14 protein-coding genes and 2 pseudogenes are annotated in these 13,142 nt (G+C 56.3%); 3 read left to right on the top strand and 13 right to left on the bottom strand.

The features are described 5' to 3' along the window. Positions 1-142 precede the first annotated feature (142 nt). A pseudogene (locus tag AC1DNK_RS29630) lies at positions 143-328 on the bottom strand (dihydrofolate reductase family protein); the annotation flags it as partial. Positions 329-373: 45 nt separating this feature from the next. Between AC1DNK_RS29630 and AC1DNK_RS29625 the strand changes: the two are divergent. Further along, positions 374-928, top strand: a complete 555-nt coding sequence (locus AC1DNK_RS29625; protein ID WP_477944787.1) for a TetR/AcrR family transcriptional regulator — start codon at positions 374-376, stop codon at positions 926-928. Positions 929-1,190: 262 nt separating this feature from the next. Here AC1DNK_RS29625 and AC1DNK_RS29620 read toward each other — a convergent pair whose 3' ends face one another. The 5 genes from AC1DNK_RS29620 to AC1DNK_RS29600 all read right to left on the bottom strand — a co-directional run bounded on the left by AC1DNK_RS29620 (position 1,191) and on the right by AC1DNK_RS29600 (position 4,430). Further along, on the bottom strand, positions 1,191-1,484 hold the full coding sequence (locus AC1DNK_RS29620) for a type II toxin-antitoxin system RelE/ParE family toxin (RefSeq protein WP_477944785.1): 294 nt from the start codon (positions 1,482-1,484) through the stop codon (positions 1,191-1,193). Then, positions 1,484-1,738 (bottom strand): type II toxin-antitoxin system ParD family antitoxin, encoded by a 255-nt coding sequence (locus AC1DNK_RS29615; protein WP_477944784.1) that lies wholly within the window; start codon positions 1,736-1,738, stop codon positions 1,484-1,486. The genes AC1DNK_RS29620 and AC1DNK_RS29615 overlap by 1 nt, the downstream gene beginning before the upstream one ends. Positions 1,739-1,884: 146 nt before the next feature. Beyond that, positions 1,885-3,147 carry a HipA domain-containing protein gene (locus AC1DNK_RS29610; protein WP_477944782.1) on the bottom strand — a complete coding sequence of 421 codons (1,263 nt, stop codon included), beginning with the start codon at positions 3,145-3,147 and terminating at the stop codon, positions 1,885-1,887. Continuing rightward, positions 3,144-3,371, bottom strand: a complete 228-nt coding sequence (locus AC1DNK_RS29605) for a helix-turn-helix domain-containing protein (RefSeq protein ID WP_477944780.1) — start codon at positions 3,369-3,371, stop codon at positions 3,144-3,146. Before AC1DNK_RS29605 ends, AC1DNK_RS29610 begins: the two co-directional genes overlap by 4 nt. A gap of 147 nt (positions 3,372-3,518) precedes the next feature. Continuing rightward, a complete protein-coding gene (locus AC1DNK_RS29600; protein ID WP_477944778.1) occupies positions 3,519-4,430 on the bottom strand; it encodes an HNH endonuclease in 912 nt (303 codons plus the stop codon). A 158-nt stretch (positions 4,431-4,588) separates the two neighbouring features. Between AC1DNK_RS29600 and AC1DNK_RS29595 the strand changes: the two genes are divergently transcribed. Beyond that, positions 4,589-6,937: a hypothetical protein gene (locus AC1DNK_RS29595; protein WP_477944777.1), complete on the top strand. Its 2,349-nt coding sequence runs from the start codon at positions 4,589-4,591 to the stop codon at positions 6,935-6,937. A 419-nt stretch (positions 6,938-7,356) separates the two neighbouring features. Here AC1DNK_RS29595 and AC1DNK_RS29590 read toward each other — a convergent pair whose 3' ends face one another. The 5 genes from AC1DNK_RS29590 to AC1DNK_RS29570 form a co-directional block, all read right to left on the bottom strand. After that, on the bottom strand, positions 7,357-7,683 hold the full coding sequence (locus tag AC1DNK_RS29590; protein WP_477944775.1) for a hypothetical protein: 327 nt from the start codon (positions 7,681-7,683) through the stop codon (positions 7,357-7,359). Between the two features lie 209 nt (positions 7,684-7,892). Further along, a complete protein-coding gene (locus tag AC1DNK_RS29585; RefSeq protein WP_477944773.1) occupies positions 7,893-8,459 on the bottom strand; it encodes a cupin domain-containing protein in 567 nt (188 codons plus the stop codon). Beyond that, a complete protein-coding gene (locus AC1DNK_RS29580; RefSeq protein WP_477944772.1) occupies positions 8,456-9,271 on the bottom strand; it encodes an N-acyl homoserine lactonase family protein in 816 nt (271 codons plus the stop codon). Before AC1DNK_RS29580 ends, AC1DNK_RS29585 begins: the two co-directional genes overlap by 4 nt. Before the next feature lie 413 nt (positions 9,272-9,684). After that, a complete protein-coding gene (locus AC1DNK_RS29575) occupies positions 9,685-10,695 on the bottom strand; it encodes a polysaccharide deacetylase family protein (RefSeq protein WP_477944770.1) in 1,011 nt (336 codons plus the stop codon). A 76-nt stretch (positions 10,696-10,771) separates the two neighbouring features. Next, on the bottom strand, positions 10,772-11,566 hold the full coding sequence (locus AC1DNK_RS29570) for an SDR family NAD(P)-dependent oxidoreductase (protein WP_477944768.1): 795 nt from the start codon (positions 11,564-11,566) through the stop codon (positions 10,772-10,774). Positions 11,567-11,692: 126 nt separating this feature from the next. Here AC1DNK_RS29570 and AC1DNK_RS29565 point away from each other — a divergent pair, with 126 nt between their 5' ends. Beyond that, on the top strand, positions 11,693-12,589 hold the full coding sequence (locus tag AC1DNK_RS29565; RefSeq protein WP_477944766.1) for a LysR family transcriptional regulator: 897 nt from the start codon (positions 11,693-11,695) through the stop codon (positions 12,587-12,589). A 35-nt stretch (positions 12,590-12,624) separates the two neighbouring features. Here the strand turns inward: AC1DNK_RS29565 and AC1DNK_RS29560 are convergent, their stop codons facing one another. Both AC1DNK_RS29560 and AC1DNK_RS29555 read right to left on the bottom strand, forming a co-directional pair. Beyond that, positions 12,625-12,879, bottom strand: coding sequence for a hypothetical protein (locus tag AC1DNK_RS29560; RefSeq protein WP_477944765.1), 255 nt, complete (start codon positions 12,877-12,879; stop codon positions 12,625-12,627). Between the two features lie 127 nt (positions 12,880-13,006). Further along, positions 13,007-13,142 (bottom strand): annotated as a pseudogene (locus tag AC1DNK_RS29555) (IS3 family transposase); the annotation flags it as partial.

Genomic DNA, 13,142 nt, shown 5'->3' with positions numbered 1-13,142 from the left:
CGCCCACATTCATCCCTTGACCGGAAGACGCCGGATCAGGCCTACTTCAACGCGCTGGCACCAATGACGGTGGCGGCATAATCGAGGCGGAAATCCACTTAGCGAAACGCCCGAAACTGTTCAGACAAACCGCGCCAGCTCTATCCTTCGCAATAAAGTCGTAGGTGCCACGACCCATGACGATCGTGCGAATGCCCTTCAGGAAGGTGCGGTAATCATGTTCACCGAGATCCATTCCGTCGTACTTGAACAGCCAGTCCAGGTTGTCGTTCTCATCCGCAATCAAGCCATCCAAGCTTGCTGCGATGTAGCCAACGATCTTTGCCACCGACCCCTCCTTGATTTATAACCGAATGTGCGTTTATATATCATCATGACTAGACGCAAGACAATCCCCGATGAACAGGTACTCGACACCTTGTTCGAGTTGATGATGAAGGCAGGCCCCGATGGATTGACCTTTGCACGTGCGGCACAGGCCTCAGGCTTGGCTGCGGCAACTCTGGTGCAGCGTTATGGGAACCGTGAGCGTCTGGTTGAGGCGATCCTGCTGCAGGCCTGGGACCGCTTGGACGCAGATACGAAGGCGGCAGACAACGAGGAGGATCTATCTCCGGAGGGAGCCATCAAGCTTCTGTTGCGCCTTATGTCGCCCGATAAGGCCGAGCGTGATGCCACTGATGGTCTTCTTCTTCTGCGAGAAGACATTCGAAACCCGAAACTTCGCGAAAGGGGCTTGGCCTGGGGTCGCGTGTTGGTCTCGGCCCTGGGCCGGCGCTTGTCTGCCGATCGACAGGAGGCGGATCTGCTGGGCTGGCAGATGGCTGCCCTCTGGCAGGGTGCGCATATCTGGTGGGCTTTCGATCAGACAGTACCGGCAGATCGTGCGATCCGGCAGGCTCTAAAGGCTTGGCTGCAACGGCGTTGACGACCGAACACGTCTAACCCGCTTGCCGGATATCGCAAGATCGCTGAAAAGATTTTGAAGCGGATGAGATGAGCACCCGCTACGGACGCTCTCTCCAGTAGGGCAAGGCAGCCTGGCAGTGAGGCTTTTACAGCGTGCGGGAGGCAGCATAGTTCACCAGAAGTCCCGCTCATCCACGTAGCCCGATGCGGAGGTCTCCGCGTCCGCCTTGATAGGATTCGCACTCGCGACCATCACGTTATGAATTCGGCAAAGGGATTGATTAGAAAGAGTCTCCCGCCCAATCTTCATGGCCGTGCCGGATACGGATCACGAATATGCTCCCGTCTTCAATGATGCGATATACTACAAGGTGAGCCTTGAATGGATGGATTCTGACAGGAGGAGAAATCTCATGGCGTTCACGAGCCATTTTTGGGTTGGTGGCGATGAGTTCGATCAAGGCAAAAAGCTCATCGTGATATCGTTTGGCAACCAGTGCTCCGAAGATGCGGATGCCTTCTTGTGCAATGGAAACAATATCCTCTTCCGCTTGGACCGAAAGGTTGAATGGCATCAAGCGCTTCCGCGGCTGATCTCGGCTTGCGTGGTGGCTGTGGCAAACAACTCGTCCCTTGAACGGCTCCCAACTCCGCTTCTAATCCCGTCGTCGACGAAGCGCTGCATCTCCGCGATCTTGTCTGTACGGGCTTGGTCTCGGCGGATCAGATCTCTGACATAGTCGCTTGCATTCGAGTATCGACCTGTCCTGGCCTGTGCTTCGACCCAATCTTTCATGGGGTCTGGCAGGGATACATTCATCGTCGCCATTTGAGTCTCCTTGATGCCTCAAGATACCTGCTAATGGCAAAGTTTGTCAAACTGACGATGAGTCGCAGTACGCTCTTGAAGGGATACGAACCGCCGGCCCGTTGGTCGAAGGACAAAGGGCTGGATATCCGAGCCCATTCAACTGCTTAAGACACCTGCTCCGCGGCTCTCTGTAGCAAACCAGCCCGACTAGAGATGACCTTGCGAATTGCACTCAGGATGGGGTGCCTGATCCCCTCGTCGGCCAGGTCTGCAACAAGGGCATCGGCCTCGCTCACAATCCTTTCTGCCATTTGGGCAAGGTCGCGAACAAGGATGCGCTGAGAAGATTTGGTTTCGGGCACAAGTGTCGCCCAATGCTTCAGCTGGATGGTGTCGGGGACATCGCGGCCGCCAATCTTCATGGCGAGCCTCTTTGACAAGCGAGGATAAACGGCCGTGCAAACGACATCGTAGATCGGTGCCAGATCCGGTTCATCCGAGCCATAAAGCAGGGCGTAGTTCTTGCCGTGGGCATCGGCGTTGCCGACGAGATAGTGGAAAATCAGCATTCGGACGAACTGCAATCGATCCGCGACAGGTCTCGCGCAGGCTTGGTCGATCAGTCCGAGGGATCGTTCTGTTCCCGGTCCGCCCTCGGCCTCATACTTCAGCTCCGGCGGTACGCTAAGGGCCTGGCAAAAATCTTCCTGGTGCAGGCGCTCAATGATGCCATCTGCAGCCTTCGTCCGATCATAACGTTCAACCAGGAGAAAGGCAGTCGCCCCGTCCAGGCGTGTCTCGACATGGGGTACCGGCAGCTTGAGGCGGGCAGCCAGCCGCATACAAAAATACTCGTTCTCCACTGTGCCTTCCAGCGCCTGGATGACCGGTTTCAAGATATGGGTCGTTGGTTGACCATCTCTCGTCAAGGCAATGGAATCTCCATCGACAATGACCGCCAGTTTGTCCTGCGCGCCGGCGAGCGATAGGCGAATGCCCTCGTCTCCGCCAAGCAAAGGCCGGGTCCGCAGCCTGCTGAGAATTTCATCCAGACGTTCCGAAGTGAGAATTTCGGCTTGGGACCGGCCGGAAGGTTCTGGCGCCGTGCCGGCGGGATAGAGTGACAACGCACCTGCGCATTCACCCCCGATAACCTCCAGTAGCCCGAAGGCGTTGCCTGCCGAAAGGCCGAGCGCCCCCGCGAGGCGTTGCCGCGCGCCCTCATCCGGCAAGAGCCCCGAGAAAAACGGTCGCACTACCTGATCACCAAATGGCTCTTCTCGTAGAGGCATTGAGAAGGAGATCGCCCGCGACGTCTGGTCCAGAAGATACGCGTCGTCATAGGTGAAGGTGAGCAGGCCGTCGTCAATCCGGGCGAGCGCGCCGGCCCTGGTGTCGCGAAAATAGACGTCCAATACGCGGGTCATGATCGCGAACCCTGGCGACGGCCGACGGAAACGACGAGACCAAGACCGGCCAAAACTTGCATCGCACGGCCAATCTGGCAGCTCTCTTTGCCGGCCTCGAGTTCACGCAGAAAACGTACGCCCACGCCAATTACCCCGGCGAGTTGCTCCTGGGTTAACCCCTGCTGTTTGCGCTCCTGACGGATCAGCATGCCGAGGCTTTTCGTATCTTTGATCTTTTCCATAATCACCCCTATCGGGATGATCATATCATCAGATGGGGCAAAAGGAAGACAAAAGAACCGATCGGGATGATTTTAGGTTTAATGGCGCCAACGGACCGAAATAGACCCGCTCAGGATGAAACTACAGCGCAAGACCTACCCTGTCGCTCACTGCTTGAAGCAGTTCTCACGGTGCCATCTCAGGAACTGGGGATGTGGCCGCTCGAAGACCCGGCCAGGCACGATCGCCTTCCCGGTCTTGTTGAGGAGTCCTTGAATGCTGTCAGGATCATTCGCCTGACGCGATATCAGGATATCAAGATCGTCCGAAAGGCCAATCAGACCGCGGTCAAACATCCAGTGTGCGGTGCCCGAAAGCGCAATTCCGTTGGAAAGAATGTCAGGCCCGCTCGCTTCCACCGGCCGGATATGTGCGGCGTCGACCTCCGCGCGGCCACCACCGTTGATGAGCTTCAATCCCGTGATGGCGCATCGTTTGTCATAAGCGTGAAGAACGAGCCGGCGAAACAGCCGATTTCGAACGATCCGCGACGAGAGTTGCATAACCCGGTCGCGCTCCTGCTCGAACATGAACGGCGCTTGAGCTTCATCTTCAAATCCATCGACCGCATGCGTCAGCCCCGGCTCATCCAGCCGAGGCAGTTCAGGCTCATGCTCGTCTATGCCAATAGATACGATGCGGTTGAAATCTGCTGCTGATATCGGCCGGACTGCGGCCTGTGCTCTCCCGGAAATACGGCCTTCTTCATTCAGTACACCTCGCTCTATGACACCGTCTGGTCCACTGAACGGAACGGGATTGATGAAGTCGAGATAACTGCCGTGTTCGATCAGCGCCAGATACATGCCTGGGGCCTTCGGATCAGGAATAACCCGTTCAACCTTGGCGACAGCAAAATAGCCGCGGGTCGCTGCGACTTTCCGAGGCTCGTAGTAGACGATCCAGTCACCCACACATGCCTGGACACGACCGCGATACTGGCCCGGGAACTGGTATTGTTCAGCCGGGCTATCGTCGTAAATCGAATCTGACCGGTGAATGAAAACCCCGAATCCCATCTGCAACCTTTAGCATGAGGCTCTTGATGCTTCATTTGAAATCTGGGCACCTAAGCCTGGCCCCAAAAGCTCGCCGCTGCGGCAATACCATTTGTTAAACGTCCACTCCTATTCCCGCCCGCCCTCGACACTGGTATCGAGAGAAATGGAATAAGAGCATGGCAACACACGATCTTTCGATTCATCACTTTCAACGAAAAATCTCGGATTTCTGCGAGGTGCGCATCGCGCAAGTTGCCTCACAGCGAGTTCTGGAAAGCATTCGGCCCTATCTCATAGGTCTTGTCATCCACCGCCGGCCACCACCGATCGTTAGTGGCCGTATGGATTGGACGGCCATTGGCCAGGCATGCGGGATCGAAAACCAAATGACAGCCGATTTGAAGAAGGCGCTCCGTCCGGGACTGGACGCGATTATCCGCTGGCTCGGAGAACCGCCTGCCGCCGATGACATCCAGTCAACGAAAACACGCACGAAATCGCGCAATACCGTTCGGCGCAAGGCGGAAACTGCGACGCGTTCCAGACCGCGACAGATCCTCTCCGACAAGACCCAGGCTACCTCTTCGTCAGTGCCGAGGGGACCACAACCAAAGCTAATCCGTCCATTCCCTGAGCCATTGTTTGAGGCGACCGATGATCCGGCGAGCTTTAACGATGCGCTCGTTTATCACATGCGCCGGTTCGGCGAGAGCTACTGGCAACTCTACCGCGCCGTCGTTCGCCTGGGCGAGACGTTCGATGACAAGACATTGCTGTCGTGGGTTCAGGGCGAGCGCGTGCCGCGATCTCTGACGAGCTTCGAGATCCTGTCCCGCATCGAGCGGCGTTACCGGCTGGTGCAAGGCTATTTCAAGGCGAAGTTGCCGCACCAATCCCGCTCTCTTTACGGCCATGATATGGGTGACATCAGTGCTGCGGAACGGCGGCGCCTTGCATGGCATCTTCCGGACGATTTCAGCAGCTTGCCGTTCTCTAAGCGGGAGGAAATCATCGAATGGGTGCGCCGGGTCATCATCTCGGGCTCAACCGACTATCGTCGCTACCAGGCGGCGGCCACCAAACAACGTTATGCAATACGGTTTCCAGGTATCACCTATGGCGGAGGAGCTCTGTCGCCTCGCGCGCGCAGTTTTGCAGGGAGCACCAGTCACAATACGGAAACCTTTGAAGATCCGGATCTCCTGTCAGGCGTCGTCGATGCGCCGCCGCGGCTGGCTATGGAGATGGCCGATCTGATCCGCTTCAAGACATCGACGCTGACCGCAATCGGCTTCCAACGAAATGGAGTTTGGGGAGAGGAAACCGCATCCCAGAAGGTCGAGCATCTCGGCCTCATGTTCGGAGCACTCGCTGCCTCACCCGCCGGCGTCGTCAAAGGGCGCGGTGTGCCGCTCGGCCAACTGACCTTTGGCCTGTTGATCTTTCCTGGCATCTGGGACTGGTATCTCCAATGGCGGGAGCAGCGCCGTGGCTTCTACACCAAATGGGAAGAAGACATGCTGATGGTGGCGCAAGCTCTCACGCGGGCGGAGGTGGGCTGGATCCGCCAGCATCCGGAGCTTCTGAAGAAGGTTCAGCCAATCGAAGGGCTGATCGCGCCAGAGGAGATAGAATTCGCAGCGCGTGACTGGCACGGCGCCTGCGACGCATTCCACCGGCATGCTGCCAATCGCTCGAAGGAAATCCAGCGTGTCATGCGTGTCCATCGCGATCCGTTCGAGCCGATCATGGTGGTCCTCGAAGCAGACAGCCCACTGTCGGAATACCGCAAAATCACAGATGAGATCCTGAAGCGCATGCCGGATGAACATCGTTATCCTCGGGCAGCAGCCGAAGCGGTCCGCTCTTTCCTTTTGCTGCGCCTCGGCCTGCATCTTGGGCTTCGACAAAAGAACCTTCGACAGCTTCGCTTGTGCCCGCGCGGGCATTTTCCGACATCGGAGCGGCGGCTGGAGGACATGAAATGCGGTGAGATACGCTGGAGCGATCGGGAAAACGGATGGGAGGTCCTCATCCCATCGATCGCCTTCAAGAACTCAGGCTCATCATTCTTCGGACAAAAGCCGTTTCGCCTGATCCTGCCGGATTTGCTCGACCTCTACAAATACCTCGAAGCCTATATCGATCGCCATCGCGGGGTGCTGCTGGGTACAGCAAAAGATCCCGGTACTCTGTTCGTCAAGACGGTGAAGACGACCAGTCTGGACGCGGCATACGATTCCACCAAATTCTATGAAGCCTGGCGGACTGTGATCCAACGCTATGGGATCTACAATCCCTACACCGGCCGCGGCGCCATCAAAGGACTGCTCCCGCACGGCCCTCATAATCTCAGGGATATTCTGGCAACGCATATCCTCAAGCAAACCGGATCGTATGAGCAGGCGAGTTATGCAATCCAGGACACGCCGGATGTCGTGCAGCAGCACTACGGTCGCTTCCTGCCCCAAGACAAAGCTGCACTTGCGGCGAAAATCCTTAATCAGGTTTGGGAGGCTGCATAGCCACTCGGATCAATAGCTGATCCACATCGCCCATGCAGATGCAAATCAATCCCCGCATCTGTATGGGCCCTGCCGGTCGTCTCCGCCTTGAAAGGTTACGAACCGTCACCCCCCCGCTGAGAACACAACCCTCTGAAAGTCCACAACGGTGAACGTCGGTTACTTTTACGAGCGACTGATGAAGGGCCGACGACGGTCCGTCCGCGTTTGGCATTCGCGGTTCAAATAAGCTGCCTGTAAACGACGGTTGGATTGGGTGGGGATGTCGACAGCATTTCGGTCGTCCGCAGATCGCTGTAGAGGACAGAAAGCCGCCGCTCATCAGGTCACGGCAAAGTTCAGCCATGCCCCGCTCCAGAAATGTTGCAGAAGCAATGTCTGAAGCCGATATCTTGGGAGATGGATGAATGATTGCATCGTTAGTCTGGCAATTTCATTCCCAACGACTTCGCATTCAGCATATCATTTAAGCTAAGCTGGCCGTCCCCATCGAAGTCCAAGGCTTTCATTGCTTGAGGGATTGACGTATCTAAACTTTGGATGCGGCCAGCTACACCCGCAGAGGTTCCTGATGTCGCCAGCGTAAACGCTGCTGCGAAAGCAGCGGTTTCGTCGTCTGCAGAGTTCGTACCGTCCGTGGTTGCCAATACATTGGCAAAGCCGTTGGCGCTTTTCTGGCGCTCCGTCGGTTTTGACGCATAGTTGCTGGGATCTATTCCGTTATAAGGATGATGTTTGATAAGCATGTTGGCCTCCGCATTATCTTGCACATGGAATATTCCCTAGGGGTTGTGCGAGGCTTGGCACTCTTGACGGTTGCCGCAGCGAGAACATCCGGCCCAACATTGACCTGAACGCAGGCACAGATTTCCCTTTCGCCCCGTCTTTGCAAGAGCGCTTAGCACGCAAAGGAAGAATTTCAGTCGTTAATGATTACAGCAGCTTTTATATAGGCTCACTCTTGGGGAGCGCTTTCCTCAGAGGAAAGCGGCAGGAAGTGCGTGTCTGTTTTTGCGCCGATGGCAATCACACGCTCAAAAGCTGCGGCTGGCGGCTGCGACGAAAAGGGCTCCTCCTCGTCGGCATCCTCAACCGCGTCGAAGAACCTTTCATGTGCAGCCACAGAAACGCTGAGCATACGCACTGTCTCACTGCCCTTGTTAAAAAACCCGTGCGGTGTATGGGGCCGAGCAATGACAACGTCGCCCGCACTGCAATCCCAGCTCTGGCCTAAGGTGGCGCTTGATGCGAAGTGGATGGTACCGCTGACGACGTAGAAAGTTTCCGGATAACTGTGTGTGTGGAATGGAACGCCTTCCCCAGGTTCGATGACCTGTTCGAAGAGGCACAAGTCTCCATTCGCCTCGCCGCTTCTAACCTTCCAGGTGAGATTCGCACCTGCAACAGAAAACGCTCTGCCTTCGCCAGCCGGTATACGAACAAGGGCGAGATTTTCGATATTCTTCATGACGATTTGGTCCATCTTCTGTCTGAACTTGATTGATGTGAACTGCTCGGTCACTGTCCTCTCGCGGCTTCAGCCACCGTTGCGTGAAAAAGCTCTTTTATCGGCCCGCTGTTGAGGTGCCTCCACTGCTCGGGGTCATGACCAAACACGACAAGAACACCGTCATTCTGAAACTTCTGCAAGCGGCGAAAACACTCCAACATTGCCGCCTCATCACGGACGAACGCAGGATCTGGCAGCACCATTTTTTCTAGGGCCTTGCGCAAGTAACAGGCGTCGGCCGAAAGAATAATCTCGCCGTCCGCGAGTTTCACCTTGAGCGACTGGTGACCTGGAGTATGGCCGTGCATTGGAATGAGGACGACGCTCCCATCGCCGAAGAGATCATGCTCTCCATCGACCAGAAGCCTGTCATGACCGAGATCATACTGGCGGGTCAGATAGCTATTTTGTTCGATCGTTTCAGGTGTTGTTGCCGCTATCCACTCTCGTTTTTGGAGAACCAGCCGAGCGTTCTTTATCAATTCATTACCGCCACAATGATCGAAATGCAGGTGCGAATTGATCAGGTAGTCAATCTTATCGGGATCGACGCCAAACGCCCTAAGACGCTCGGCGACGTCTTCGCCGGCCTTGAACTCGGGCTTGACCAGAGGCTCGAACTTTCCCAAGGTCCGCTTGACTTCCTCGGGATCGAGGCTCTGAAGGTTGGTTTCAAGCCCGGTGTCGAACAGTGCGGTGCCCTTTGGATGGACGATCAGGTAGCTGGGTACCGGGATAGCCAACCAACCCTCCCCGCCGCTCAGGAAAAGCTTGGATGGCATTGTCAGCCAACCGCATGTCATCGCATAGAGGCGTGGGCCCATAGTTCTGCTCCTTTTGAAGAACACCCCGGGACGTTCCACCAGTTCGTCGCGCCAATCCTAAATGCGCTGTGCAGGCAAGCTTCCGATTTCACTTCCGGGCCTTGCATTTCAGATCTCGCGATGCAGACGGTGTTTTTCCGATGTTCTTACGAGGTAGACATCTCGATCCGCAGATTATTCCACTTTTTATGAGATTATTTTCGGTACGATGTGAGCCTTGCTCACGGCCGCATCGCTTTAGGGGATGCGTCCTCAGCGCCAATCTCTCCAAGCACCGACAGTAGATCCGCCGCAACCGTTTGCAGTAGATGTTTAACGTTAAGTCACATTTGGTTTGAAGAGCTGAAGGTGGTGCATTCCGGCCGGCGGCATCGGTCAAGCGATGGAGAAATGCGCCGGCCGGAGGAATTCGTTCACGGCAAGCCGGTTTCAGATGGAGGGCCACGGTGCACGACTGGAGTATGTTGGCGTTGTGCTAGCGCCCAGCGTGCTATCTCGTCCTTTCGCGCAAACCAAACATCGTCATGACTTTTCGCGTAAGCGAGGAAGCGATCCAGCGCGCGAATTCGATTGGCATGCCCGCTCAGTCGATCGTGCATGCCGATGACCATCAGTCGGCGCCTGGTTGCACCTTCTTCGTAGAGCTGGTCGAACTCGTCTTGCAAGGCCTGCTCGTGCGCATGGGGGTCGTAGCCTTGGAACGGGAAGTTCATATCGTTCATATGTAGGGTGTACGGCACCATGGCAAAGTCTTTTCCACGAACAGGGATGATGAACGGCTCGTCCCTGCTTGGCTCGTCAATACTGTACAGAAAGCCAAGATCTTGCAAGGTTTCCGATATTTGGATGGAGTTGCGCATGAAGTAGGCGTTCCAGCCGACAGGCTGCTCTCCGGTGATGCGCTTGATGGTATCGACGGATTGCTTGATGAACGCCTTCTCTTCCTCAGGTGACAGATCATACGAGGCCGTCCAAGTCGGACCGTGTGCACCTGCCTCGTGACCGCGTTTAACGATCTCGCGCGCCAAGTCCGGGTTCTGCTCGATCGCCTTCCCGATCATGAACGACGTCACCTTGATGTCGTGCTTATCGAACAGGTCGAGCGCGCGCGGGATGCCTTCGTTCACACCGTAGGCGAAGAAGGCATTCGTCGCTTGATCCGGAACGCCGGGCTTTATCGGCTCAGGTAAAGCGCCGCCAGCCCCGGAGATCGGCTGTCCCGTTCCCTCAAACATCAGGGAAATGCTAACCGCCAATCTAGCACCGTTCGGCCAGAAGGGGCCGGTCTTCCCGTCTGGCTTGCTGCTCGACGTTACTCCTGTGCCGCCTGTTTTGGCTGCAGCGGGAAGCGCCTGCGAAACGAGTGCCCCTGTTGCGGCCACGCCAACGAAGTTACGCCGAGTTAATTCCAGTTTGGATGACATCACTGTTTTCCTTGTTTCTCTGTCTTGCGATCGCGCGCTTAGAAATGGCGGCTGGCACGACCAGCCGCCGAAGCGCTCACACGAGTGACCGGACGACGCCGCCATCGACGCGCAATGCCGAGCCATTTGTTGCCGATGCCTGCTGCGAGCAGACGTAGACGACCATGTTGGCGACTTCTTCGGGCGTGGAGAAGCGGCCCAGAAGCGACGTCGGCCGGTTCTGCTCGAGAAAACCTTTTTCGACTGCTTCAATTGACTGGCCGGTTTGCTGGGCGATACCCTCAAGGACGTTTCCAAAACCTTCAGACCGTGTTGGTCCTGGCAGAACAGAGTTGACCGTGACGCCAGACTTCGCTGCCAGCTCCGCGACACCACGCGATACCGCGAGTTGGGCGGCTTTCGTCATGCCGTAATCGATCATTTCCTTCGGCGGGTTAAGAGCGGACTCGCTGCTGATAAAGACGACACGCCCCCATCCTCGGTTGGTCATCCCCGGCAAATAATGCTTGGTAAGCCGCACACCGCTCATGACGTTGAGCTGATACATGAAGAGCCAGTCTTCGTCGGTCAGATCATCAAAGGACTTGAACAGGGCAGCACCAACGCTGTTGACGAGAATGTCGACCTCAGGCGCTGCTGCTACGAGCTTGGCAGCGCCTTCAGCCGTCGACATGTCAGAAGCAACGCCCGAAAGGATCGCCGACGGGATTGTTTGCCGGATGGTTTCAATAGCCTTTTGCACGCGCTCTTCCGTGCGGCCATTCACCACCACTTCGGCGCCTGCCGCAGCAAGGCCCGTTGCGATGGCGAGACCAATGCCTGCGGTCGAGCCGCTGATGATTGCGCGCTTTCCAGAAAGGTCGATTTTCATTTGCAACTCCTCTTATCGTTTATTCGATAGAAGAGAAGATATGCCTGCTCAAAACCAGACAGTAGACGTGTAACAGTCCTTGCACTCGTTCCGACAAGTCACTAATGGATGGGCGAGGAGATCGCTGTGGCATCGGATCGTCTTGGAAGTATTGTCGCATTCGTCCGTGTCGCTGAGCTCGGCGGCTTCGCCGCTGCCGGCCGGGATCTGAACGTTTCGCCTTCGGCAATCAGCAAGAGCGTCGCAAGGCTGGAGGAACGGCTGCAACTCCGGCTTTTTCATCGGACGACCCGATCTCTCACCATAACTGAAGATGGGAAGCTGTTTTTCGAGCGGTGCAGCGGGATCCTGGCGGACCTCGACCGGGCGGAAGAGGACATGCGTGCACGGGCCGCTCGCCCGAGTGGTGTCCTGCGCATTGAAATGCCGACGGCGCTTGGCAGGCTCAAGATTGTGCCTGCCTTGGGGCAACTCACATCGATTTACCCCGAACTGCGCATTGCTGCGACGTTCGCTGACACTGTCACCGACCCGATTGCGGCTGGGATTGACGCTGTGGTGCGCATTGGAGAACCGCGCGACGAACGATTGATGGCAAAGCGTGTTGGAACCGTTCGATACATCGTGTGCGCCTCCCCTTCATATCTTGCAGCTTACGGAAAGCCGACAACCATCGAAGACCTCGATAACCACAACTGCGTGAGACGAGTTTCGCATTACGGCCCTGAATTTGCCCCATGGCGTTTTTCTCGACCGGAGACAGGGGAGCCGCTCGAACGTTCTGTCCAGGGAACTTTGAGCCTCGACAATCCCGACGCGATGGTCGACACCGGACTGTCCGGTGCCGGCCGTGTTCAGCTCCATACTTATATGGCCGAACCCCACATCAGGTCCGGCGCTCTGGTCGAGGTGTTACCAGCTTTTGCAGCAGATGGCCCGCCGATATCAGTGCTTTTTCCATCAAGTAAAAACCTCGCGCCGAAAGTGCGGGCCTTTATCGACTTCGTCACCAAGATTCTATGACGCTGGCTTGTTGAATCAGTTTCTGTTTCCGCGTTTCAAGCGGTGTGCTGGGTGAGAACAATGATGTTACCCACCAGTATCAGTATGCCTCCAAGCAAAATTGCCCGATCAAACAACAGGCTCTCAAAAGCCGCTGAAAGCCCAACCGCGATGATCGGGACGGCCGTATAAATATAGGCGGCACTGGCCGCGCTCCCACGCACCATTTCAAAATAGAGCAGAAACGTGAGGCAAGAAGCGCCAACAATCAGATAGCTCAGGCTAGCAAGGTAATGCACTGAAAGATCCAAAATGAGCGGACTTCCTTCGATCGTTACGACTCAAAAAGACCGAGAAATAGCCCGAAACAATCTCCAACAGGATGCCGCCGTGGTTTAAGGGGCTGGGCCGTAGTCTGGGTGACCTGCCACTGAACTTTCATCCAGCGGCGGTTAGAGCCTCGGCGGCTTTGAATACGCCAAATGGCGCGGTGTGAGCAACCGGCGGAAACGCGAAGCTTTCATCTTGCGCAGCGTTGGAGCCGGTTGCGGCGATGGTCCCGGCATACGGCATA

This window comes from Rhizobium sp. 01N424 (assembly GCF_056399485.1).
The sequence above is the reverse complement of the archived record's forward strand: the minus strand, read 5'-3'. Positions and strand labels throughout refer to the sequence as shown.